Raw genomic sequence first — 23,931 nt, 5'->3', positions numbered from 1 at the left:
TGGGGGCTTGAACGGATATAATAATCAAGCAGTCTTTTTAGGGCGGTTTTATTTTGCGGCTGTGCTGGAACTGGTAGACAGGCCAGCTTGAGGTGCTGGTGTCGATTCGACGTGTGGGTTCAAGTCCCGTCAGCCGCACCAGCTTTCCCAAAAAGATTGCCATACGCGCGAGTGGTGGAATTGGCAGACTCGCTAGATTCAGGTTCTAGTGTGCATTACGCACGTGCGGGTTCAAGTCCCGCCTCGCGCACCAAAAAAAGGAACAGGGTATCCAATCGGATGCCCTGTTCCTTTTTGTATATTTGATTTTGCTCTAAAGCGTGGACACATGACGGGGATATATAGGCTATACTTCCGCGCTCCGCACCACCCGTGAGAGACTGCATATTTAAGAATTGTTCGGCACAGTCGCGCCTTGCATCCACTTGTTCCACACATTCACAATAGAGCGTATGCACTCCGTCAGTGCACAGCCTGTGGAATGCTTCATTACAGATGTTTTCAATTTATAAAAGATAGGATAAAGGGTAAAAGTTGTTTCAGGGCAACAAAAAAACCTTGAAGCTATGGAAGCTTCAAGGTTTTGCGTTGGTGGACGGTACAGGACTCGAACCTGTGACCCCCTGCACGTCAAGCAGGTGCTCTAGCCAGCTGAGCTAACCGTCCGAAACGGAACAGGTATATGATAGCGGAAATATGCCCGTTTGTCAACCCCCTTTTTTCTCTTTTTTGCTTTTTTTCGTTTTTCTCCCTCTCAGCCGCAGAGGCACTCCATATTTATCGCGGAAAACGGTCGCCCAATTTCATGAGAAATCCCGCTGTGCAGTCCCTCTGCCAAAAGGCGGTCTCAAAAGCTGCACGCACAAAGGCCCCGCCTGCCGGCATGGCAGGCGGGGCCTTCCCTCTTTATTTATGCTACGCTTACGCCTGTGCCATAGAGGCGATATAATCCTCGTAGGTCCCCAGACGGTCCGTCAGCTTGCCGTCCTCCAGTACCATGATGCGGTTGGCGATAGTCTGGACAAACTCATGGTCATGGCTGGCAAAAAGCACCACGCCCTTGAAGTCCACGAGGCCGTTATTCACAGCGGTGATGGACTCCAGATCCAAGTGGTTTGTGGGCTGATCCAGCACCAGCACGTTAGAGCCGTAGAGCATCATGCGGGAGAGCATACACCGCACCTTCTCGCCGCCAGAGAGCACCTTCACCGGCTTGAACACATCGTCGCCGGAGAACAGCATCCGTCCGAGGAAGGCCCGCTTGAAGGACTCGGTATTGGCCTCGGGAATCTTGGGGGTAAACTGCGCCAGCCAGTCCACCAGATTCAAATCGCAGTCATTGAAAAACGCGGAGTTATCCAGCGGGAAGTAGCTGGTGGTGATGGTGGTGCCCCACTTATAGGTGCCCTCGTCTGGCTCCAGCTCGCCCATGATAATCTTAAATAGAGTGGTCTTGGCCAACTCGTCCTCCCCTACAAAGGCGATCTTATCGCCCTTGTTCACCCGGAAGGACACATTGTCCAGCACCTTGCGGCCATCCACGGTCTTGCTCAGGCCCTCTACCGCCAGAATCTCCTTGCCGCACTCCCGCTCCATGGTAAAGCCCACAAAGGGATACCGCCGGGAGGAGGCGGGCATTTCCTCTACCGTCAGCTTGTCCAGCAGCTTACGGCGGGCCGTGGCCTGCTTGCTCTTGGACTTGTTGGCGGAGAAGCGCTGAATAAAGAGCTGCAGCTCCTTGATTTTTTCCTCGTTCTTGCGGTTCTGGTCCTTCATCATCCGCTGGACCATCTGGCTGGACTCGTACCAGAACTCATAGTTGCCCACATACATCTTGATATGTCCGTAGTCCACATCCACGATGTTGGTGCAGACGGTGTTCAGGAAGTGACGGTCATGGCTCACCACAAGGATCAGGCTCTCGCAATCCATCAGGAAATCCTCCAGCCACTCGATGGCCTGAATGTCCAGATGGTTGGTGGGCTCGTCCAGCAGGATGATGTCCGGCTTGCCGAACAGCGCCTGAGCCAGCAGCACCTTCACCTTTTCCTTGGCGGTCAGGCTGGACATTTCGCTGTACAGAATATCGTTGGAGAGGCCAAGGCCCTGAATGAGCCGGGACACGTCGGATTCGGCCTCCCAGCCGCCCATTTCGGCAAACTCCGCCTCCAACTCGCTGGCCTTTACACCGTCCTCATCGGTGAAGTTCTCCTTCTCATAGAGGGCGTCCTTTTCTTTCATGATGTCATAGAGCCGCTGGTTGCCCATCATCACCGTATCCAGCACGGTAAAGGCGTCATACTGGAAGTGGTCCTGCTTGAGAATGGACATCCGCTCCTCCTTGGGGATGATGACCTCGCCGGTGGTGGGCTCCAAATCGCCGGAGAGGATGCGGAGGAATGTGGACTTGCCCGCACCGTTGGCACCGATGATGCCGTAGCAGTTGCCGGGGACAAATTTCAAATCCACATTTTTAAATAGTGTCTGACCACTGAAGTTCATGCTGACATTGTTGACTGTAATCATGCTGTTTCCTTTCCTTATGGAGCCGCCGGGGCGGCTCATTTATGGCACCGGGCCAAGCCCGGAGACGTTTTCACATCGGAGGCCGCATAAAAAAGCGACGGTTAACCGACCGTCGTACCATTTGCGCCTCAAGCAGCTCCTATTATGTTGTGTTTTTTGCCGTTTGTCAAGCACAGGCCGCTATTTTTAACGGATATTTGTGAGAACGCGGCAGTTTTCGCCGGTTTTGGTACAAATCCCTCTTGACTCTATATCTGTTATAGAGTTTATAATAGAAAGAAATTCCGCGATACGCGGCAAGGAGCACCACCATGAAAAACGATCTGACCCAAGGCAGCGTCCTGAAAAATGTGATTCGCTTCTCGCTGCCCTATCTGCTTTCCTATTTCCTCCAAACGCTTTACGGCATGGCGGACCTGTTCATCATCGGCCAGTTTGAGGGCGTTTCCAGCACCACTGCCGTGGCCGTGGGCTCACAGGTCATGCACATGCTCACCGTAATGCTGGTGGGCCTTGCCATGGGTGCCACGGTGAGCATCGGGCAGTCCGTGGGCGCCGGGGACCGGCGACAGGCCGCCCTGTATACCGGCAATACGGTGACGCTGTTCATGGCACTCTCCCTTGTGCTTACCGCCGTGCTGCTTTTGCTGCGGCAGAGCATCACCGCCGTGATGTCCACCCCGGCGGCAGCCGTGGAGGGGACAGTGGCGTATCTTACTGTCTGCTTCCTCGGCATCCCCTTCATCACGGCGTACAACATCATCAGCTCCATCTTCCGGGGGCTGGGAGACAGCAAAAGTCCCATGTACTTCATCGCCATTGCCTGCGGGGCCAACATCGCTCTGGACTATTTCTTCATGGGCGCGCTCCATTTGGGGCCGGTGGGCGCCGCGCTGGGCACCACGCTGTCGCAGGCTGTCAGCGTGGTGATCTCGCTGATTGCGATTCGCCGGCACCAAATCGGAATTTCCGTCACTCCCGCAGACCTCCGGCCCCAGCGGGCCGTAATGGGAACGCTGCTGCGGCGGGGCGTTCCCATTGCCGTGCAGGACGGACTCATTCAGGTAGCCTTCCTCATCATCACGATCATCGTCAACCGCCGGGGCCTCAATGACGCGGCGGCTGTGGGAATCGTGGAGAAAATCATCAGCTTCCTGTTCCTCGTCCCCTCCTCCCTGCTCTCTACCGTTTCCGCGCTGGGCGCGCAGAATATCGGCGCGGGCAAGCCGGAGCGTGCACGCGCCACGCTGCGCTACGCCCTGCTCATTGCCGTTTGCTTCGGCGGGGCCGTGATTTTGACCATGCAGCTTTTTGCGGAGCCGGTGGTATCGCTGTTTACCGACAGCACCACGGCGGACGGTGCCGCCGTGGTGCGTCTGGGCGGACAATATCTGCGGGGCTATGTGTGGGACTGCCTGTTTGCCGGACTCCACTTCAGCTTCAGCGGCTATTTCTGCGCCTGCGGCCGCTCGGAGCTGTCCTTCCTCCACAATATCATCGCCATCGTGCTGGTGCGGGTTCCCGGCGTGTATCTGACCTCCAAGTTCTTTGCGGATACCCTGTATCCCATGGGCCTTGCTACGGCGGGCGGCTCCCTGCTCTCCGCGGTCATCTGCGTCATTGCCTATCGAATCATCACCCGCAAAGCCGCCTTGTGCGCGGTCGGGGAATAGCCCATGGAGCAGCTTTTTTCCATCGGCGATGTGGCCAAGCTCTTTCACCTCAGCGTCAGCTCTCTGCGGCACTATGAGGCGCTGGGCCTGCTGACGCCGGAGCGGGTGGACCCAAATACCGGCTACCGCTCCTACAGCATCCGGCAGTTTGAGGTCCTCAACACCATCCGCTACCTCCGGGCACTGGATATGCCGCTGGAGGAGATCGCCGATTTTCTCCGGGACCGGGATGTGGAGCGTATTGAGGAAAAGCTCTCCCGGCAGCGGGAGGCCGTGCTGCAAAGGCAGCGGGAGCTGGAGCGCGTCCGGCGGAAAATCGACAACCGCCTGCACCAGCTCCGGGAGGCCCGCACCGCCGTGTTAGACAGCGCGGAGCTGATCTGTGCCCCCGCCTGCCGCATGGTCTGGATGGCGGACCGGCTGCGGCCCCGCAGCTTTCTGGACATGGAGGCCTCCATCCGGCGGCTGGAGGGGCCAAACACGGAGGCGCTGGTCTTTCTCGGCAAGGTGGGTGTGTGCATTTCGGAGGAGCACCTGTGCCGGGAGGAATTTTCGCAGTACGATGGCAGCTTCCTTCTGCTGGACCGGGAGGATCACTACGATGGGCCGTTCCTCTCACTGCCGGAGACCCAGTGCGTGCGGCTCCGCTTTCGGGGCAGTCACGGGGACGCCCCGGCGCGCTACCGGTTCCTGACCGCGTATATCCGCGCCCACAGCCTGAAAATCACCGGCTTTTCCCGGGAGATCACCCTCATTGATAACGGTCTGACCCCGGACAGTGAAAAATTCGTGACGGAGATCAGCATTCCCGTAGAAAATACCGAAGGACAATAAAAAAACAGGGCGGAACGCTAAAAAGCGTTCCGCCCTGTCAGCGTGTCGAAAAAGTCTTTTCTCCCCGCTAAACAAGTTTTCAGAACTTCATAAAAGTTCTGAAAACTAAGGATTTCAATGGTGCAGGACACCCTTCTTGGGTTTCCCGCGCACACCCTTCCTTACCGTTGCGGAGGATTTACCACTTTATCGACAGTCTCCTGTTCTTTATCAGGACAGCAGCAGCTTGTCATCGGCTTCCTCGGAGCCGCTGGCCCGGCTGAACAGCGCCAGCAGGTCCGGCACCGTCAGCTTTTTCTTCTCCTCGCCGGAGATGTCCACCACCACCCGGCCTGCGTCCATCATAATGAGCCGGTTGCCGTGCTGGATGGCGTCCTTCATATTGTGGGTAATCATCAGTGTTGTCAGGCCGTTCTCCTCTACGATCTGGTCGGAGAGCGTCAGCACCTTGGCGGCGGTCTTGGGGTCCAGAGCGGCGGTGTGCTCGTCCAGAAGCAGCAGCTTCGGCCGCTTCAGCGCCGCCATCAGCAGCGTTAGCGCCTGCCGCTGGCCGCCGGAGAGCAGGCCCACCTTGGCGGTCATGCGGTCCTCCAGTCCCAAATCCAGACTGCGGAGCAGCTCTTTATAATCCGCCCGTTCCACGGCGGTAATGCCCCATTTCAGCCCCCGGCGCTGGCCCCGGCGGGCCGCCAGCGCCAGATTTTCCTCGATCTGCATAGTGGGGGCCGTTCCCATCATGGGGTCCTGAAATACGCGGCCCAGCAGGGACGCCCGCTTATGCTCCGGCAGACGGGTCACATCCTGCCCGTCAATGACAATGGAGCCGCTGTCAACGGTGAAGACGCCCGCCACCGCATTGAGCATGGTGGACTTGCCCGCGCCGTTGCCGCCGATGACCGTGCAGAAATCCCCGTCCTTCAGCGTCAGGTTCAGGTGGTTCAGGGCCACCTTGGCATTGATGGTGCCGGGATTGAACGTCTTGCAGATATTCTTCAGCTCAAGCATTGCGGTCACCTCCGATCGTTGCCTCCGCCTCGGCGGAGACATCTGCCCCGCCGGCCTTCACAGAAGCATGGAAATATTTGCCCTTCCAGTAGGGAATGGACAGGAACACCGCCACCACCAGCGCGGAGAGCGCCTTGAGGTAATTGGGGTTCAGGCCCATGGCCAGCACCGCCTGCATGACGATGTAGTAAATAATAGCGCCAATGGACACGCTGACCAGCTTCAGCGCGAAATTGCGGAACACCTTCCCCAGCAGCACATCGCCGATGATGACCGCGGCAAGGCCGATAACGATGGCCCCCCGGCCCACATTGATCTCGTTGGCGCCGTTGTACTGCGCCAGCAGCGCGCCGGACAGGGCCACCATGCCGTTGGAGACCATCAGGCCCAGCACCTTATTGAAATCGGTGTTGATGCCCTGCGCCCGGGACATCCGCTCATTGGAGCCGGTGGCCCGCAGGGAGCAGCCCAGCTCCGTGCCGAAGAACCAGTACAGCAGCGCGATGAGCACCACCGTAAAAAGGCCTACTACGAAGATGGGATGGCGGTAAAACGGCCGCGTCCCCTTGGCAACGTCCTGCACGAACCGCAGAGAAACCAGCAGCTTTTCCAGCACCTCCGGGTTTGTAATGCTGATGGCCACGCTGGCTTTCATGCTCATGATGGCCATGTTGATAGACCACAGGCTCAGTTGGGTCAAAATGCCCGCTAAAATGGCCGGGATGCCGCACAGCGTATGGAGCAGCCCCGTGACAAGGCCCGCCGCCATGCCTGCCAGCACCGCCGCCAGCAGTGCCGCCGGCAGGCTCACGCCGCCGCTGAACAGCACGGCGAACACCGCGCCGCCGGTGCAGAATGAGCCGTCCACCGTCAGGTCGGCAATATCCAGAATTTTATAGGTAATGTACACGCCGATGGCCATGATGCCCCAAATCAGTCCCTGGGACACGGCGCCGGGCAGCGCATTGATGAAGCCGGTCATAAATCAGTTCCTCCGTGTGTTGGGCCGATGGCCCGAAATCGTGGGGAGAGCGGCGGAGCAGAGCGCTCCGCCGCTGCGTGTGTGCCGCGTTTTAGGCGATGGCCTCATACCCCTCGGGTACGGTGATACCCAGTGCCTCACAGGCGGCGGGGTTGTACTTCTTGGTGAACTGAGGCGCGTACTCGATAGGCATTTCCGCCACATTGCTCTCGCCGGTGAGAATCTTCACCGCCATCTGGCCAGTGGTGACGCCCAGATCATAGTAGCTGATGGAGAGGGTGGCCACGCCGCAGCCGGAGCAGACGCCCTCCTCGCCGGCGAACACGGGAATCTTGCCGTGGCAGATGTTGTCCACAATGCCGGTGTTGTTGGCGATGGTGTTGTCCGTGGGGACATAGAGCACATCGCTGTTGTCAGCGGCAGTCTGGGTCACGGACGCCATATCATTCGTGTCGGAGAAGGGATACTGGGTGCAGGTGAGACCCAGCGCCTCCAGCGCGGCCTGTACCGTGTCCACCTGATACTGGCTGTTGGCCTCTGCGGAGCAGTACAGCAGGCCCACGGTCTTGGCATCGGGGCACCACTCGGGAATCATGGCAGCCTGCTGGTCCAGCGGGGCCAGGTCGGACGTACCGGAGACATTGGTACCCACGGTGCCGTTAAAATCAGGGATATTCAGCGCCACGCCGTACTCCGTAACGGCGGTGCCCAGCACCGGGATGTCGCCGGTAGCGGAGGCAGCGGCCTGCAGCGCGGAGGTGGCATTGGCCAAAATCAGGTCCACGTTCTCGGAGACAAAACCGTTGACAATGGTGGAGCAGGTGTTGGACTCACCGGCAGCGTTCTGCTCCTCAAACCGGACCTGCTCGCCCAGCGCCTCCGTCAGAGCATCCTTAAAGCCCTGCGTGGCGGCGTCCAGCGCCGGGTGGGGCGCCAACTGGCAGATACCCACCAGATACGTCTTGGCGGCGTCATTCCCGTTGGCGGCGTCACCGTTATTTCCGGCAGGCGTCTCCGCCTTGGAGCCGCCGCAGGCGGCAAGGCCCAGCGCCATGGCGCAGGCCAGTACAAGCGCAAGCAGTTTCTTTTTCATGGTAATCTTCTCCTTACATTTTTTGTTTTCTGATGAAAGCTGTTTTTCCCCCGGGTGCTGCCGGAACCGGCAGCACTGCGGTAAAACAAAGAGGGGGTTCTGTCCGCGGAACAGAACCCCCTCGCGTTTTTCACGAAAAGCCTATTTCTCACAGGACAGCTTTAAATTTTCGGCGTCATAAAAGAAGCCCGCGTAAAAGCGTGCGTAAGTAAAGTAATAGGCATAGCTGTTCTGACGCATAGCGAACTCCCTTCTGCTCTTTAAAGCTGTTTGCTGTTATTACCATACAGCTTTAAACCGATAAAGTCAACTGTAAATTCTGACAAAAAGCGTCTTTTTCAGAACAGCGGAAATTTTTTTGACATCGCCTGCCGGTTCTGATAGACTTCTGTTGTATCAAAGCCGAGCGCCTCATCGGCGCCGATGGTTTTTTCGAAAAGAGGAAGCGAATATATGAATCACTTTGCCAAAATTACTGAGAGCTTGGAGACACAAGGGCTGGACGCCATGCTGCTCACCTGCGAGGCCAACCGCTTTTACGCCTCCGGCTTCCATTCTTCCGGGACGGATGGTATCGCCCTTGTGACCCGCCGCCATAACTACTACTTTACGGACAGCCGCTATACGGAGGCCGCCGCCCGTTCTGTGCAAAACGCCGAGATTCGGGAGGCGAACCGCCAGCACCCCTATTCCGCCCTCATCAACGCGGTCATTGACGCGGAGGGGCTGAAGCGGATAGGCTACGAGGACGAGTACGTCACCGTGGCGGATTGGAGGCGCTACACGGAAAAGCTGCACGGTGAGCTTGTTCCCGCCTCGGCGCTTCTCTGGCAGCTCCGTGCCGTAAAGGATGCCGAGGAGCGGGACTGTCTCATTCAGGCCCAGCGCATTGCCGAGCGGGCACTGACGGAAACGCTGAACGATATCCGCCCCGGCGTGCCGGAGCGGGAGATTGCCGCGCTGCTGCTCTACCGGATGCTGCACTACGGCGCGGAGGACAAGTCCTTTGACCCCATTGTGGTCTCCGGCCCCAACGGCAGTCTCCCCCACGGCGTTCCCGGGGATAAGCCCATTCAGGCCGGGGAATTTGTCACCATGGACTTTGGCTGCAAGTACGGCGGCTACTGCTCCGACATGACCCGCACCGTGGCAGTGGGTCATGTGACGGAGGAAATGGATACCGTTTACCATACGGTCCTTCAGGCCCAACTGGCGGGCATCGCCGCGGCAAGGGCCGGCGTCAGCGGCGCGGCGGTGGACGGCGCCGCCCGGACGGTCATCGAAAACGCCGGCTACGGCGCATTTTTCGGCCACAGCTTCGGCCACGGCGTCGGCGTGGAGATTCACGAAAGCCCCAACGCCTCCCCCGCCAACGCGCAGCCCCTGCCCGCCGGGGCAGTCATCAGCGCGGAGCCGGGCATTTATCTGCCGGGGAAGCTGGGTGTCCGCATTGAGGACGTTGTGATTCTCTCGGAGACCGGCTGCGAGGACATTACGTTGGCTCCCAAGGAGCTGATGATTCTCTGAAACACCGTCTCCGGCCGCCTTTTTCGTCAAATGGGCTGTGGAAGCGCCTGCTTCCACAGCCCATTTTGTGAAAGGCAACGTTGACAAACCGGGCGCGCACATCGTATCATTCTAAGAGAAAATACAGCTAAAAAGGAGTTTCCGTATGGATACCGTATATATTACCGGCCACCGCAATCCCGACACGGATTCGATCGTGTCCGCCATGGCCTATGCCGCCCTGAAAAACGCGCTGGGCCAGCGGCAGTACCGCGCCGCCCGTCTGGGGCAGATCAGCGACGAGACGAAGGCCGTGCTGCAGAAGTTTGACGCCCAGCCCCCGGAGCTCATTCACAACGTCCGCACACAGGTGCGGGACCTTGTGTACGATACGCCCCCTACCCTCTCCCCCGCCGCCACCATCAGCCGGGCATGGCAGATGATGCAGGCGGACCACATTTCCGTTATGCCCGTGTGCAATGAGGACGGAACACTGTACGGTATGCTCTCCGCCGGCGATGTGGCCAACTACGATATGCTGGCTGTCCGCAATTCCGGTGTGAAGAATGTGCCGGTATTCAATCTGCTGTCCGTTTTGGAGGGCAAGATCATCAACGAGGGCGGCGAGCTGCGGGACGAAATTTCCGGCGAGGTAACAGTAGCTCTGCCCGCCGGCCGGGAGAATCTGCTGTTCTCCTCGGCGGACAGCATCGTGGTCTGCGGCGACCAGCCGGATATGATCAAGCGGGCGCTGGAGCTGCGGGTGAGCTGCGTCATCGTCTGTCAGGCGGAGGTCAGCAAGGAGCTTTTGGAGCTGGACACCGACACCTGCATCATCTCCACGCCCTACGATGCCTACCGGGCTGTGCACCTTGTCTGCCACGCCCTGCCCATCGAGCGCATCTGCAAGAGCCATGACCTCGTGAGCTTCCATCTGGACGATTACATCGACGATGTGCGCGACACCGTTCTGGAAAGCCGTTTCCGCGCCTACCCCATTTTAGATGAGAACGAGCACGTTGTCGGCACGCTGTCCCGGTATCACCTGCTGCGTCCCCGGCGCAAGCAGGTCATCCTCATGGACCACAACGAAAAGGCTCAGTCTGTCCCCGGTCTGGAGCAGGCCAACATTCTGGAAATCGTTGACCATCACCGGCTGGCGGATATTGAGACCGGCAACCCCATCTACGTCCGCAACGAGCCTGTTGGCAGCACCGCTACCATCGTGGCGGGTATGTATCAGGAAAAGGGACTGATGCCTACCGCGAAAATGGCCGGGCTCATCGCCGCTGCCATCGTGTCCGACACGGTCATGTTCAAGTCCCCCACCTGCACCCAGCGGGATATTGACATCGCCAACCGGATGTCCCGCATCGCCAACGTCCCGCTGGACGAGCTGGGCCGGACCGTCTTCTCCGCCGCCTGCGGCGAGGACAAGAGCGCCGAGTCCATCCTCACGGCTGACTATAAGGAGTTCCACATCGCAGGACACAATCTGGCGGTCAGTCAGGTCACGTGCATGGATTCCGACCTTTTAATGAACCGCAAGGACGAGTTTTTAGACGCCATGCTGCAAAAAAAGACAGCAGGCGAGCTGGACGCCGTTCTGCTGATGATCACAGACGTTCTGCGGGAGGGCTCCTATCTTCTCTACATCGGTGACGAGGAGAGCATCCGGCAGGCCTTCGGCATCACCGGCGAGGAAAAGCACGCCTTCTTCATTCCCAAGCTGATGAGCCGGAAAAAGCAGATCATCCCCGCGCTGTCCGCCCTGTGGGGCTAAGCGGCGGCTTACAATTTTTCGTATATACCAAGCACCCCCGGCTTCCAAGAAGCCGGGGGTGCTTTTATCATTTTATGAGTTGGTTTCTTAATAGCGGCCGATAGGCGGCGTGACGTAATCCGGCAGCGGGCAGTGATAGCTGCCGCCGTTTTTCCGTTTCAGCTCCTCCCGGGCCTTCTCGATCAGTTCCGGCTGCTCCATGGTGCGGATGGCCGCCAGCGTCATGGCCTCCGCCGCCCGCAGCATTCCCTTCATGCCGATGGGGGAGCAGGAAAAGGCGGTATTCTGCCAGGAGTGGCCTACATTGCCAAGGCAGGAGGCCGCCATGTGGAGCATGACCGTGGGCGTGGCATAGCCCACATCGCCCACATCGGTAGAGCCGGAATGATAGCCGGTCTCCTTGGGGTCAAAAGGATGAATCACGCTGTCCAGCGGCCGTTCCAGCGCGGCGTCCAGCTCCTCCGGCTCGAAATACGCCCCCAGCTTTTCCCGGATACCCACCATGGTTGTCCGGGGATAGGTGTGGAGAAATTCGGAGGCCAGACGGTAATCATCCTCCGTCCACTCCGGCGCGCCCAGCTCCCGCATACACGCATCCGCCACGGCGCCCAGCGTGCGGTTTGCCATGTAGTCGGAAAAGGCCATGGTGATCTCATACTGCATCTTCGTGCCGGTCATCAGCGCCGCGCCCCGGGCCACGTCCACCACCCGGGTGAACAACTCCTGCACCTGAGAGACCTTGGGGGCACGGACCTCGTACTTGATGACCGCGTGGCTCTGGACCACGTTGGGGGCCGTGCCGCCGGGGTCGGAATAGGCATAGTGGATGCGGGCCGCGTCAATTATATGCTCCCGGAGGTAATTGCAGCCCACGTTCATCAACTCCACGGCGTCCAGCGCGCTGCGGCCCAGATGCGGCTCCGCGCCGGCGTGGGCAGCCACACCGTCAAAAGTGAAATTCGCGCCCATGATAGCCACGCTGCCCTTGGAGCCCACCTCGTTCACGCTTTCCGGGTGCCACGTATAGGCAAAATCCACCCCATCGAAATACCCGGCCCGGGCAATGAACTGCTTGGCACCGGCGCCCTCCTCGGCAGGACAGCCAAAGAGAATCACCATCCCGTCCTTATGCTCCCTGACGAGATAATCCTTCAGCGCCGCAGCGGCGGCAAAGCACCCGGCCCCCAGCAGATTGTGGCCGCAGCCATGACCGGCTCCGCCGGGCTCCACCGCCTCCTGCACCGGGCAGGCGGCCTTCTGGCTCAGGCCCGCCAGCGCGTCATACTCCGCTAAAAAGCCCACCACCGGCTTGCCGCTGCCGCACTTGTATGCAGCGGTAAAGGCCGTTGGGATTCCGGCAATACCCTCCTCAATGGTAAAGCCCTCCGCTTTCAGCGCGGCGATCAGGGCGGCGGCGGACTTCGTTTCCTCATAGGAAAGCTCCGCATAGCCCCAAATCTCCTTTGCCAAGGCAACGGCGGTGTCCGCCTTGGCGGCTACCAGCTCCTTTACGGTTTCAATCATGCCCTCAACTCCTTTCATCCCTTAGAGCACCATACTCAAAAATTTGATGGTGCTCGGCTCGTGGGGACAGGTGAATATCTGCTCCGGTGTCCCCTCCTCCTTGATCACGCCATCGCATATAAACAGCACCCGGTCGGAGATTTCCCGGGCAAAGCTCATCTCATGGGTGACGATGAGAATGGTCATGCCGCTGCGGGTCAGCTCCCGGATGACGTTCAGGACCTCCTTCACCATCTCCGGGTCCAGCGCGGAGGTGGGCTCGTCAAACAGCATGACCTCCGGCTTCATAGCCATGGCCCGGACAATGGCAAGACGCTGCTTCTGGCCGCCGGATAGTTTCCGGGGATATTCGTCCGCCTTATCTCCCAGCCCCACCCGGCGCAGCAGGGCCATGGCCTCCTCCCTGGCCTGCTCCTTGGGAACCTTCTTCTCCAGCACCGGCGCCAGCGTCACGTTTTCCAGCACCGTCATGTTGGGAAACACGTTGAAATGCTGGAATACCATACCGATGCTCTGACGGTATTTGGCGATGTTCAGCTTTTTGTCCGTCACATCCTGTCCCTTGAACAGCACCTGCCCGGAATCCGGGGTCTCCAAAAGATTCAGGCACCGCAGGAAGGTGGACTTTCCGCCGCCGGAGGGGCCGATGATGGACACCACCTCGCCCCGGCGAATTTCTGTGGTGATACCCTTGAGGACCTCTAATTTTCCGAAGCTCTTTTTCAGATTCTCCGTCCGTAAAATCGCGTCAGTCACTGACGGTCAGCCTCCTTTCCAGAACACCCAGCAGCCGGGACAGCACAAAATTCAGCACAAAGTAAATCACGCCCACAATGGTCAGGGATTGCAGGGCAAGGAACGTGGCGGACTGGACCGTTTTGAAGCTGGTCATCAGCTCGCCCACAAAGAAAACGGAGGCCAGCGATGTTCCCTTCACCGTGGAAATAAATTCGTTGCACAGGGCGGGCAGAATGTTCTTCACCGCCTGCGGGAAAATCACATGGCTCATAACATGGGACTCGGAGAGGCCGATGCTGCGGGCGGCCTCCCACTGGCCCTTGTCCACAGCGCCGATGCCTGCCCGGATGATCTCGGAAATGAAAGCGGAGGCGTTCACCGCCAGTGCCGCCACGATGCACTGGGTATCGCTGAGCTCAAAGGGGACCAGCTTGGGAAGGCCGATCCAGAAAAAGTAGAGCTGGAGCAAAATGGGCGTGCCCCGCAGGACCTCGATATACGCCTTGGAAATGCCCCGCAGGAGCTTGAATCGGCTCATCCGCATCAGGGCTACCAGCACGCCCAGCAGTGCGCCGAACAGCACCGTTACGGCGGAGATCCACAGCGTCCCCCAAAGTCCCGAGAGATACACCGGATAATATTTTACCAGCAGCTTTCCTACCTTTTCCATGGTTCCCCCTCCTTGCTCCGGCAGTTATTCGATGCCCAGCTCCGCGGCTGCGGTCTGGTACTCACCGTACCATGTCTCAATGCTCCCGGCGTCCTTCAGCTCGGCGATGCACTCATTGACCACCTCGGCCAGAGACTCCGTTCCCTCCTGCGGCATGGCCACGCAGGTGCCGTTCATGTTGGGGTCCACATCAAAGCGGTAATCCGGGATGGACAATCCGCCGTTGGCGTCGGCATACAGTTGTGCGGAAGCCGTGGAGCAGATGCACACATCCGCCTTGCCCTCAGCCACTGCCAGATAACCGTCCGTCATATTGGCCACCAGCTTGAACTCCTTGCAGTCGCCGTTTCCATACTCGTTATACAGCGCCTCCTGTACGGAGCCGCTCTGGGTGATGACCACGGCGTCCTTCAGCGAATCCAAATCGGTGTATTTCCCGACATCCTCTGTGCGGACAATGAATCCGTAGCCCGTATTGGTGGAGTAATACACATCACTCAGCCGCAGGCTCTCCGCGCGGGAGGGGGAATAGGCGATAGCGGAGATGGCAAAATCATATTTGCCGTCCGCAATGCCGGAGAGTACAGCGGTGAAATCCAGCGCTGTGATCTTCAGCTCCACACCGAGCTTATCCGCGATGTACTTGGCCACCTCAATGTCCATGCCCTGATACTGCTCGTCCCCGCTCTTAGTGGGATCCACATATTCATAAGGCGCGAAATACGGCTCCGTGCAAAGCTCGATACAGCCCTTTTCCTTAATCTGCGCCAAGCGGTCCTTGCCCGCATCGCTCTTGCTGCCGCCGCAGGCCGTGCAGACCAGCGCCAGAGCCGCCGCCAAAATAACTGTAAAAACCTTTTTCATATCCGTGCCCTCTTTTCAGTGGATTTCGGGGTGTTTCTTCTCTCATCTGTTGCTCCTTATTTTAGCAGGCCGTTTTCTTTACGTCAATACTTTAGCGTGGTAATTCACTACCAAATTACCATAAAAAATTTTGTGGACCCTTGTGCTTTTTTGACATACACCGCTGCACGCGGACATTCTGTGCAAAAAAGTACCGCCCAGAGCATACGCTCCGGGCGGTACTTATCTTGAAACCGCTTAATCCTCACAGGGATAGCCGTTTTTCAGCTCCTCATCGTAAACGGCGCGATCGCCGCCGATGAACTTGGGCCGGGTCCGGGCCGCAAGGACCATGGCCTGCCCGATGTGGTTCTGGGCCAGCCGCACCGGCACCGCCACTTTTTTCAGGTGCATTCCGATGAGCGTACCGCCGATGTCCAGTCCGGCATCCGCACGAATTTCCTCCAGTGCCGCCGGATGCCGGAACGCCTGATAGGCGGCGGTCGCAAAGGAGCTGCCCGCCTTGGGCTGTGGCACCACATTGACGATCTCCGCGCCGGGAACGGCCTCCCGCTCCACGATCAGCGCCCGGTTCAGGTGCTCGCAGCACTGGGCGGCCATGTAAACGCCCATGGGGGTGAATACGCTGTCAAGCCCCCGGAAAATGGCGTTGGCAACCTCCGGTGTGGACCAGCTTCCCACCTGATGCCCCACCACCTCGCTGGTGCTGCATCCGATCACCACGATCTGTCCCTTATGCAGTCGGGCCGCCTCCGCCAACTGCCGGGCCGCAGCGGCCGCCTCCTGCCGAATTTGCTCCAAAAGCCCGGAATCCTGCAATTCATGTACAATCCCTGCCATCGTTGACCATCCTTTCACACGCCGAAGCTCGTTTTCCAAAAAGCGGTACAAGCCGTGAGAGGCAAAAGCCTCTCACGGCGTTCCGTTGATTTCTGTCAATTAGAGACCCAGACCGGCCTTCTTCGTGACCTTTGTGCTCTCCAGCACCACAGCCAGCACCATGCCGATGGCAATACCGGCCACGCCCTGCACAATGTTGCCGGGAATGCTGGCCGCTGCGGCCAGACCCTTGCCCAAAATCGTGGAGGCGTAGGCGAAATAGCCCAGCACCATAATGACCTCGCCCACAATGCCGCTGACCAGCATGGCGTTCTTGCCGCGGCCCAACGCTCTGAAAATCAGCGCGGCGGCAATGGCGTCCACCGCCTTAATGACCAGCGTGCCAGGGGCATAATGAGCATAGACGCCCAGCAGGTCCACCAGCATGGAACCGATACCGGCAGCGGCGCCGCCGTACCACGGGCCCAACAGCCAGCCGGAGAGCAGCACGAAGCAGTCGCCCAGATTGACATACCCGCTCATGGGAGAGGGAATCTGAATGATGCTGGTGGCCACATACACCAATGCTGCCATCAGGGCGCTGAGAACTAACTTCTTAACTTTCTGATCCTTCATCACAATCACCTGTTCCGGCGCGTTGCGCCTGTTATTATTGGCAGTATACCGCATATTGATATTATCTCAATATCCAGAATTTACAAAAATAATAAGGTCAGATAAAAATACAACCTATCGCTCGTTCCTTTTGGTAACGTTGAGGGGAGAAAAATCACCCAAGAAAAAGCAAAATAATATAAAAAAAGGAACGTCCAGCGGACGTTCCTCTCATTGGCTTATTAACCGATCTTGTTGAGCTTCAGGGTCATAGCGCTCTTGCGGTGAGCAGCCGTGTTCTTGTGCAGAACACCCTTGGCGACAGCCTGATCGACCTTCTTGACCGCAACCTTGTACGCGCCATCGGCCTCGGTGCGATTGCCTTCAGCGGCAGCCACCTCGAACTTCTTGATGGCGGTCTTCAGCTCGGACTTCGTAGCCTTGTTGCGCGCGTTGCGGACCTCACCGATGAGAACACGCTTCTTGGCAGACTTAATATTCGGCAAACCAAACACCTCCTCCTGATATTTCTTGGCGCGGCTTCAGCTTTTTCCACCGTGCAGAATGATATTTTAGCAGAGAACTTTTTAAAAAGCAAGTCTTTTTTTGAGATTTCTTTATTTTTTTGCATAATGCGGATATCTCCGCAGATGATAGGAACAGAAGCACAAGATTTTGTATGCGGGAGGTGTCATTTTTGTTTGAAAAGCGCACAGACCTTGCCTTGGAGGCCCGGGAGCTGTGGCAGGAATCCGCCGGAAAGACTACCCGCCTGCCGGGAGTCAAGGCCCGGGAAACAAAACTGCAGGGCTACCCCCTGACCCGGGTGGACATTCTGGATGAGGCAGGCAAACAAGCGCTGGGAAAGCCCGTCGGCAGCTACCGCACGCTGGACCTCACCGCCTTCTGGCAGCGGGGCGACGGATTTTTCGACCGGGCCGTGCAGGCGGCGGGGCAGCAGCTCCGGGAGCTGCTGCCGGAGCAGGGGACCGTTCTGGTAGCTGGATTGGGAAATCGGGCCATGACGCCGGATGCCGTAGGTCCGCTGGCAGCGGATAGCGTTCTTGTCACCCGGCACCTGCTCTCCGCACAGCCCAAGCAGTTTTCCGGCTTCCGCGCCGTGGCCGCGCTGCGTCCCGGCGTTCTGGGGACCACCGGCATTGAGGCCGCCGAGGCAGTCCTGAGCCTGACGGAACGCCTGCAGCCCGCCGCCGTCATCGCCGTGGACGCGCTGGCGTCCCGCCGGACGGAGCGGGTCTGCGCCACTCTTCAGCTCAGCGACAGCGGAATCGTACCCGGCAGCGGCGTCGGCAACCACCGCGCCGCGCTGAACCGGGACACGCTGGGCGTGCCGGTCATCGCCGTGGGCGTTCCCACCGTGGTAGACGCCGCCACGCTGGCGGCAGACCTGTTAGAAGCTGCCGGAATCGGGGACATCGACCCGGAGCGGCTGCGAAGCGGCCAACAGGGACTCATGGTCACACCCCGGGACATCGACTTTCAGGTGCGGGAGCTCGGCAAGGTCATCGGCTACGCCATCAACTGGGCCTTGCAGGACTTGGAAATTGAGGAAATCAACGCCCTTCTGAGCTGACGCGCCGCGAGCTGTACACCTGTCAAGACAGGTGTATGGTTTTAAATATCCAGCTCCAGCACCACCGGGCAGTGGTCGCTGCCCATGACCTCGCTCCAGATGTCGGCGCTTTTAATACGCTCACGCAGCCGGTCAGACACGATGAAGTAGTCGATGCGCCATCCGGCGTTGTTTTTCCGGGCGTTGAACCGATAGCTCCACCACGAATATGCCCCGGTCTTATCGGGATAGAGATAGCGGAACGTATCCGTAAAGCCGCTTTCCAAAAGCTGCGTCATTTTCGCCCGCTCCTCATCAGAAAAGCCTGGATTCATGCGGTTGCTCTTGGGATTTTTGATGTCGATCTCCTCGTGGGCCACATTGAGGTCTCCGCAGTAAACCACCGGCTTTTTGGCATCCAGCTCATGAAGATAGTCCCGCAGGTCATCCTCCCACTCCATGCGGTAGTCCAGCCGGGAAAGCTGGTCCTTGGAGTTGGGCGTATAGCAGCAGACAAGGTAAAATTCCGGGTACTCCGCCGTAATGACCCGGCCCTCGTGGCGGTGGATGTCTGCGCCGAAATCGCAGGTGACGTTCAGCGGCGTCTGCCGGGTGAACACAGCCGTGCCAGAATAGCCCGCCTTATCGGCGCTGTTCCAGTAGCGCGTATAGCCCGGCAGCTCAAATTCCGCCTGCTCCGGGCGCATTTTCGTCTCCTGAAGGCAGATGACATCCGCGTCGGCAACCGCGCAGAAATCCAGAAAGCCCTTGCCAAGACAGGCCCGCAGACCGTTGACGTTCCAAGATACAAATTTCATAGCGTCTCCCCGCCGCCTTTTAGGCGGCATCTTTCAAGTATGCTGCTATTTTATCCGATACGCGCAGAAAACGCAATGTCCGAGCCGTAAATTGCCGGGACGCTCTTGCTCTTTTTGTAAAAGGGGTGTACCATATCATTAAAAAATATTCTGAGGTGAAACGTGAGCAAACGCGGCGGTGTACGGAATATGACCACAGGCAGTCCCCTGCGGCATATCCTTTTATTTTCCCTGCCCCTGCTGGCGGGCAACTTTTTGCAGCAGTTTTATAATATGGTGGATAGCTGGGTCGTCGGCAACTACGTCAGCGATGCGGCGCTGGCCGCCGTGGGCGTGGGCTTCCCGGTGCTGTTTTTGTTCTCCTCCCTGTTCTCCGGCATTGCCACCGGCGGCACGGTGGTCATCGCGCAGGCATTGGGCGCGCAGAAGCCGGAGCGGGTACAGGCGGCCATCGGCACGCTGTATACCGCCTTTGTCCGGGGCATTCTCCCCATCACCGCCGCAGCCGTGCTGCTGGTGCGGCCGCTGATGGTGCTGCTGCGGGTGGACCCCGCCGCGTGGGCGGAGACCCGGACATATCTGTTGGTGGTCTGCGCCGGAATTATCGGCAGCATCGGCTATAATCTCAACGCCGGCATTCTCAGCGGCGTAGGCAACAGCTCCGCAACGCTGCTGTTTTTGGCGGTGTCCACCATTTTGAACATTCTTCTGGACCTGACGCTGGTGCTGGCGGCGGGACTGGGCGTTTTGGGCGTGGCGCTGGGAACGGTCATCGCACAGGCGTGCAGTTGGCTTTTCGGCATCTGGTACATCAACCGCAATTACCCGGCGCTGGCCATTCATCCCTTCAGCGGCATTTTTGACAGGAAACTCTTTGCCGAGATCATCCGCATCGGCCTGCCCAGCGGACTCCAGATGTCCCTTGTGGCGCTGGGGGCCATGTTTGTGCTCTCCAAGGTCAACAGCTTCGGCAAGGCGTTTACCGCCGGGTTCAATGTCGGCAACAAGCTGGACACGCTGGCCTTCCTCCCCACCCAGAGCATGGCCGCCGCTGTGATCTCCTTCGTGGGGCAGAACATGGGCGCCGGGCAGGTGGACCGGGCCAAACGTGGCACACTGATCTCCGTGGGCCTTGCCATCGGCTGGACGGTGTTTTCCTCCGTCCTTGTGGTGCTGTTCTGTGACCCCCTCTCCCGTATTTTCTCCCCGAACAGTACCGTGATCGCGGTCAGCGCTGTTTATCTCAAGACCGTAATGCCGCCCTACTTCCTGTTCTCCACGCTGTTCGTGCTCAACTCCGCCATGCGGGGCGCCGGGGACAGCGTATACCCCATGGTCAACGTAGTGGCCTCCGTCATTTTGATTCGCGTTCCGGCACTGTATCTGCTGGCGGACCACCTCGGGCCGGAGTATATGTTCTGGAGCTACGGCATCGGCTGGGTCATCACCTGTGCCCTGTCCGTTTACCATTACGCCGCCGGGAAATGGCTGGGGAAATACCGGGCGGATTAGTTTGTATTCCCTTCGGACATCGATTCCCGAAATAGAAAGAAAAGAGTCAAATATCATGTGGCTCCTGTTAGCGTTAGCGTCCTCGGTCTTTGCGGCCCTGACCTCCATCCTGGCGAAAATCGGCATTGACGGTGTCAATTCCAATCTGGCCACCGCCCTGCGTACCGCCGTAGTACTGGTAATGGCATGGGGAATGGTGTTTCTCACCGGTGCCCAGAGCGGCATTGGGGAGATCAGCCGGAAAAGCTGGCTGTTCCTGATTCTCTCCGGTCTTGCCACCGGCGGCTCATGGCTGTGCTACTATAAGGCGCTGCAATTAGGCGAGGCGTCCAAGGTCATCCCTATCGACAAGCTGAGTATCGTCATCACCATGGTGCTGGCGGCGGTCATCCTAAAGGAGCAGTTCACGCCCAAGTCCATTGTCGGCTGCGCCCTTATTGCCGCCGGTACGCTGCTGATGGTGCTGTAAAAGCGGTTTTTCTTGACAAAAATGGGCGTCCGCTGTATACTTTCGGTATCTTGGAGCAAATTGCATAAAAGCAGGCAATGATGGGGAGAGTACGTCTCCCCCGCACGCAAAAGAGAGTCCCGGAAGCTGAAAAGGGACGCGGAGCGGGAGGCGGAACATGGCCCCGGAGCCGCGCGGAAAGCGCCCTTGGGCGTCCAAGCGCGCCGGGTACGCCCGTTACAGCGGCAGGATGCGGTCCGCCGCACCCGCAAAGGCCCAAGCCGCGAGGCTCGGACGAAGCAAGGTGGTAACACGGCCCTTTCGCCGTCCTTGAGTCACGCACTCAGGGACGGCGTATTTTTTTCAGCAACACGAAATTTAAGTAAGATAGAATCGAGGAATACAACTATGGGAAAAGATACGTTCTATATCACAACACCGATCTATTACCCCTCCGATAAGCTGCACATCGGCCACACCTACTGCACGGTGGCCACGGATACGATTGCCCGCTATCACCGCCTGAAGGGCGAGGACGTTATGTTTCTCACCGGCACGGATGAGCACGGCCAGAAGATCGAGCAGAAGGCCAATGAGGCCGGTGTGACGCCGCAGGAGTTTGTGGACCGCATTGTGGACGGTCCCCGTGGCGTCCGTGATCTGTGGAAGCTGATGAACATTTCCAATGACCGCTTCATCCGCACCACGGACGACTACCATGTCAAGGCCATCCAGCGCATTTTCAGACGGATGTATGACAACGGCGATATCTATAAGGGCACTTACAAGGGCAAGTACTGCACTCCCTGCGAGTCCTTCTGGACGGAGAGCCAGCTCAAGGACGGTTGCTGCCCCGACTGCGGCCGCCCGGTGGTGGACGCTGAGGAGGAGGCTTACTTCTTCCGCCTGAGCAAGTACGCTGACCGTATCCGGGACCTGCTGGAGAACACCGACTTCCTCCAGCCCCGCTCCCGCGTCAATGAGATGGTGAAAAACTTCATCGATCCCGGTCTCGAGGATCTGTGCGTTTCCCGCACCAGCTTCACCTGGGGCATCCCCGTGGACTTTGACCCCAAGCACGTTGTCTACGTGTGGGTGGACGCCCTGAGCAACTATATCACCGCGCTGGGCTATGAGAATGACCGCTATAATGACTACAAGAAATACTGGCCCGGCATCAACATCGTCGGCAAGGAAATTGTGCGGTTCCACTCTATTATCTGGCCCGCCATGCTCATGAGCCTCGGTGAGCCCGTTCCCAAGCACGTATTCGGCCACGGCTGGCTGCTGCTGGACGGAGGCAAGATGTCCAAGTCCAAGGGCAATGTGGTGGACCCCTATGTGCTGGCGGAGCATTTTGGCGTGGACGCTCTGCGCTTCTTCCTGATGCGGACGTTCCCCTTCGGCTCTGACGGCAACTTCTCCAACGAGCTGCTGATTCAAACCATCAACACCGACCTTGCCAATGACCTCGGCAACCTTGTCAGTCGCACCACCGCCATGGTAAGTAAGTATTTCGGCGGCAAGCTGCCTGCCGACTGCGGCGCCACGGCGGACGAGAAGCAGCTGGCCGCCATGGTCCGCATGGGCAGCAGCGTGGAGCTCTCCGCCAGCGGCGACACTGTGGACCCCGTGCTGTACGATGCCCAGCTGGTGGCTCAGGCCGCCGGTCTGAAGAAGGCCTACGCCCACGAGATGGAAACCTTTGCTCCCCACAACGCGCTGGCGGAAGTTTTCAAGGTCATCCAGCGCGCCAACAAGTATATCGACGAGAACGCTCCCTGGGCGCTGGCCAAGGACATGGAAGCCAACGGCGCGCGGCTTGCCCATGTGCTGTACGTTCTGCTGGAGGCCACCCGCATCTGCGGCACACTGCTGACGCCGTTTATGCCCGAGAGCATGGACAAGCTCTTTGCCCAAATCGGCGCCGGTGAGGCAGAGCGGACTTGGGAAAACGCGGATCTGTGGGGCGTTCTGCCCGAGACCGTTGCGGTGGTCAAGGGCGAGAACCTGTTCCCCCGCCTGGATATGGACAAGGCGTTGGAGGAGCTGGAGGCCGCCGAGGCCGCTGCCCGCAAGGCCGCGCTGCCCGCCGTGGAGGTGGAGCCGCAGCTCACGGAAAAGGTGGACTTCGACACATTCTGCAAGTCTGACTTCCGCGCTGTCAAGGTCAAAGCCTGCGAAGCGGTGAAGAAGTCTGAAAAGCTCCTGCGCTTCACGCTGGATGACGGTACCGGCACGGACCGTCAGATTCTCTCCGGCATTCATAAGTTCTATGAGCCAGAGGAGCTGGTGGGCAAGACGCTGGTGGCCATTGTGAATCTGCCGCCCCGGAAGATGATGGGCTTTGAGAGCAACGGTATGCTCCTCTCCGCCATCCACACGGAGCAGGGTGAGGAAAAGCTGAACCTTATCATGGTGGATGACAAGATTCCGGCGGGTTCCAAGCTGTGCTGATTACTTAGGAGGGGGACTTGTCCCCCTCCTAACCACCTCCCACCAGTCTGCGGACTGGTGAACGTGCCCAAGGCACTTAGATCAAAGTATTTTTGTCAGGCACATGTCCTGACAAAAATGATTTCAATTTTTCCATGCGGGACACAAAGTATCTTCATCAGAGTATCATTCGTCAGGCAAAAAAGTCCCTTGCCCCGCGCGGGCAAGGGGAGTCCCCCAGGGATGCCCTGGCAAACATCATCTGAATTTTAAAGGAGATTTCTTTGATGAAAAACAAAATAAAGCGGGCGGTTATTTCGGTAGTTGTATTTGCAGTGATTTATATATTATCTGGTTTTATCATTGGTTGGCATAGCTATGATATGTATCTCAAGGCAATTGAATTTTTAGCTGCTATCATAGGTGCAGGGTGCTATTGGATCGGCAGTAACGAACAATAAAATACCAGGTTTTTCATCTGCGCTCTATCGGCGCAGATGCTGTAAGTTTCA

At 58.5% G+C, this 23,931-nt stretch carries 21 protein-coding genes and 3 tRNA genes; 11 read left to right on the top strand and 13 right to left on the bottom strand.

The window, feature by feature from the left end:
* Positions 1-55: 55 nt before the first annotated feature.
* Together PY311_RS02885 and PY311_RS02880 are read left to right on the top strand one after the other, a co-directional pair.
* A tRNA-Leu gene (locus PY311_RS02885) sits at positions 56-141 on the top strand.
* 24 nt (positions 142-165) lie between these two features.
* Positions 166-253, top strand: a tRNA-Leu gene (locus PY311_RS02880).
* A 336-nt stretch (positions 254-589) separates the two neighbouring features.
* On the opposite strand, the gene PY311_RS02875 is transcribed toward PY311_RS02880, so the two are convergent.
* Positions 590-666, bottom strand: a tRNA-Val gene (locus PY311_RS02875).
* A 255-nt stretch (positions 667-921) separates the two neighbouring features.
* The gene (locus tag PY311_RS02870) at positions 922-2,526 is read right to left on the bottom strand and encodes an ABC-F family ATP-binding cassette domain-containing protein (protein WP_286147176.1); all 1,605 of its coding nucleotides are present in this window, start codon (positions 2,524-2,526) and stop codon (positions 922-924) included.
* Positions 2,527-2,837: 311 nt separating this feature from the next.
* On the opposite strand from PY311_RS02870, the gene PY311_RS02865 reads away from it, so the two are divergent.
* Positions 2,838-4,199, top strand: a complete 1,362-nt coding sequence (locus tag PY311_RS02865) for an MATE family efflux transporter (protein ID WP_286147175.1) — start codon at positions 2,838-2,840, stop codon at positions 4,197-4,199.
* A gap of 3 nt (positions 4,200-4,202) precedes the next feature.
* Positions 4,203-5,033, top strand: coding sequence for a MerR family transcriptional regulator (locus tag PY311_RS02860; RefSeq protein WP_286147174.1), 831 nt, complete (start codon positions 4,203-4,205; stop codon positions 5,031-5,033).
* 210 nt (positions 5,034-5,243) lie between these two features.
* Here PY311_RS02860 and PY311_RS02855 read toward each other — a convergent pair whose 3' ends face one another.
* From PY311_RS02855 to PY311_RS02845, 3 genes are all read right to left on the bottom strand, one after another.
* Positions 5,244-6,038, bottom strand: coding sequence for an ABC transporter ATP-binding protein (locus PY311_RS02855; RefSeq protein ID WP_286147173.1), 795 nt, complete (start codon positions 6,036-6,038; stop codon positions 5,244-5,246).
* Positions 6,031-7,020: an ABC transporter permease gene (locus PY311_RS02850; protein WP_286147172.1), complete on the bottom strand. Its 990-nt coding sequence runs from the start codon at positions 7,018-7,020 to the stop codon at positions 6,031-6,033. The genes PY311_RS02855 and PY311_RS02850 overlap by 8 nt, the downstream gene beginning before the upstream one ends.
* 91 nt (positions 7,021-7,111) lie before the next feature.
* On the bottom strand, positions 7,112-8,113 hold the full coding sequence (locus PY311_RS02845; protein ID WP_286147171.1) for an ABC transporter substrate-binding protein: 1,002 nt from the start codon (positions 8,111-8,113) through the stop codon (positions 7,112-7,114).
* Between the two features lie 453 nt (positions 8,114-8,566).
* Between PY311_RS02845 and PY311_RS02840 the strand changes: the two genes are divergently transcribed.
* Complete coding sequence (locus tag PY311_RS02840) at positions 8,567-9,640, top strand: M24 family metallopeptidase (RefSeq protein ID WP_286147170.1); 1,074 nt, start codon at positions 8,567-8,569, stop codon at positions 9,638-9,640.
* 145 nt (positions 9,641-9,785) lie between these two features.
* Positions 9,786-11,402, top strand: a complete 1,617-nt coding sequence (locus PY311_RS02835) for a putative manganese-dependent inorganic diphosphatase (protein ID WP_286147169.1) — start codon at positions 9,786-9,788, stop codon at positions 11,400-11,402.
* Between the two features lie 87 nt (positions 11,403-11,489).
* Here the strand turns inward: PY311_RS02835 and PY311_RS02830 are convergent, their stop codons facing one another.
* The 7 genes from PY311_RS02830 to rpsT all read right to left on the bottom strand — a co-directional run bounded on the left by PY311_RS02830 (position 11,490) and on the right by rpsT (position 17,138).
* The gene (locus PY311_RS02830; RefSeq protein ID WP_286147168.1) at positions 11,490-12,926 is read right to left on the bottom strand and encodes an amidohydrolase; all 1,437 of its coding nucleotides are present in this window, start codon (positions 12,924-12,926) and stop codon (positions 11,490-11,492) included.
* A 21-nt stretch (positions 12,927-12,947) separates the two neighbouring features.
* Positions 12,948-13,670 carry an amino acid ABC transporter ATP-binding protein gene (locus PY311_RS02825; RefSeq protein WP_286147423.1) on the bottom strand — a complete coding sequence of 241 codons (723 nt, stop codon included), beginning with the start codon at positions 13,668-13,670 and terminating at the stop codon, positions 12,948-12,950.
* A gap of 4 nt (positions 13,671-13,674) precedes the next feature.
* Positions 13,675-14,334 (bottom strand): amino acid ABC transporter permease, encoded by a 660-nt coding sequence (locus tag PY311_RS02820; protein WP_286147167.1) that lies wholly within the window; start codon positions 14,332-14,334, stop codon positions 13,675-13,677.
* A 24-nt stretch (positions 14,335-14,358) separates the two neighbouring features.
* Positions 14,359-15,198, bottom strand: a complete 840-nt coding sequence (locus tag PY311_RS02815; protein ID WP_286147166.1) for a transporter substrate-binding domain-containing protein — start codon at positions 15,196-15,198, stop codon at positions 14,359-14,361.
* A 237-nt stretch (positions 15,199-15,435) separates the two neighbouring features.
* The gene (locus PY311_RS02810) at positions 15,436-16,038 is read right to left on the bottom strand and encodes a TIGR01440 family protein (RefSeq protein ID WP_286147165.1); all 603 of its coding nucleotides are present in this window, start codon (positions 16,036-16,038) and stop codon (positions 15,436-15,438) included.
* 99 nt (positions 16,039-16,137) lie between these two features.
* On the bottom strand, positions 16,138-16,653 hold the full coding sequence (locus PY311_RS02805; RefSeq protein ID WP_286147164.1) for an ECF transporter S component: 516 nt from the start codon (positions 16,651-16,653) through the stop codon (positions 16,138-16,140).
* A gap of 221 nt (positions 16,654-16,874) precedes the next feature.
* The gene (gene rpsT, locus PY311_RS02800; protein ID WP_286147163.1) at positions 16,875-17,138 is read right to left on the bottom strand and encodes a 30S ribosomal protein S20; all 264 of its coding nucleotides are present in this window, start codon (positions 17,136-17,138) and stop codon (positions 16,875-16,877) included.
* 182 nt (positions 17,139-17,320) lie between these two features.
* Here rpsT and gpr point away from each other — a divergent pair, with 182 nt between their 5' ends.
* Positions 17,321-18,226 carry a GPR endopeptidase gene (gene gpr, locus PY311_RS02795; RefSeq protein WP_286147422.1) on the top strand — a complete coding sequence of 302 codons (906 nt, stop codon included), beginning with the start codon at positions 17,321-17,323 and terminating at the stop codon, positions 18,224-18,226.
* A gap of 41 nt (positions 18,227-18,267) precedes the next feature.
* On the opposite strand, the gene PY311_RS02790 is transcribed toward gpr, so the two are convergent.
* Positions 18,268-19,023, bottom strand: a complete 756-nt coding sequence (locus tag PY311_RS02790; protein ID WP_286147162.1) for an exodeoxyribonuclease III — start codon at positions 19,021-19,023, stop codon at positions 18,268-18,270.
* 162 nt (positions 19,024-19,185) lie between these two features.
* On the opposite strand from PY311_RS02790, the gene PY311_RS02785 reads away from it, so the two are divergent.
* The 4 genes from PY311_RS02785 to PY311_RS02770 all read left to right on the top strand — a co-directional run bounded on the left by PY311_RS02785 (position 19,186) and on the right by PY311_RS02770 (position 23,880).
* Positions 19,186-20,535 (top strand): MATE family efflux transporter, encoded by a 1,350-nt coding sequence (locus PY311_RS02785; RefSeq protein ID WP_286147161.1) that lies wholly within the window; start codon positions 19,186-19,188, stop codon positions 20,533-20,535.
* 55 nt (positions 20,536-20,590) lie between these two features.
* Positions 20,591-21,004 (top strand): EamA family transporter, encoded by a 414-nt coding sequence (locus PY311_RS02780; RefSeq protein ID WP_286147160.1) that lies wholly within the window; start codon positions 20,591-20,593, stop codon positions 21,002-21,004.
* Positions 21,005-21,391: 387 nt separating this feature from the next.
* Entirely contained in the window at positions 21,392-23,440 is a 2,049-nt protein-coding gene (gene metG, locus PY311_RS02775; RefSeq protein WP_286147159.1) for a methionine--tRNA ligase, read from the top strand.
* 263 nt (positions 23,441-23,703) lie between these two features.
* A complete protein-coding gene (locus tag PY311_RS02770) occupies positions 23,704-23,880 on the top strand; it encodes a hypothetical protein (RefSeq protein WP_286147431.1) in 177 nt (58 codons plus the stop codon).
* Positions 23,881-23,931 lie beyond the last annotated feature (51 nt).

Source organism: Neopoerus faecalis (genome assembly GCF_029218125.1).
GTDB classification, from domain to species: Bacteria; Bacillota; Clostridia; order Oscillospirales; family Oscillospiraceae; genus Oscillibacter; species Oscillibacter faecalis_A.
This window is presented reverse-complemented; position numbering and strand designations above follow the sequence as displayed.